Source organism: Paenibacillus sp. EKM211P (assembly GCF_011066175.1).
Classification (GTDB): domain Bacteria; phylum Bacillota; class Bacilli; order Paenibacillales; family Paenibacillaceae; genus Paenibacillus; species Paenibacillus polymyxa.
Window position 1 is genome coordinate 1 of record NZ_JAAMNS010000111.1, and the last position, 209, is coordinate 209.

Genomic DNA, 209 nt, shown 5'->3' on the forward strand with positions numbered 1-209 from the left:
GCGAATCAGATGCTGTCCGTAGACGGACAGTGCAAGAGCTTCGGAAAGGGAGGCAACGGCTTTGTCCCAGGAGAAGGCGTGGGGGTAGTCCTATTGAAGCCGTTGTCGAAGGCGATAGCAGATGGGGACCCGATCCATGCGGTCATCCGGGGAACGAGCATCAACCATGGAGGCAAGACCAACGGGTATACCGTGCCTAACCCGACTGC

Annotated in this window: 1 protein-coding gene; it reads left to right on the top strand. The window is 58.4% G+C overall.

Annotated elements, in window-relative coordinates:
- The coding region (locus G9G57_RS25600; protein WP_164965707.1) for a beta-ketoacyl synthase N-terminal-like domain-containing protein at positions 1 to 209 on the top strand (209 nt) is incomplete at both ends.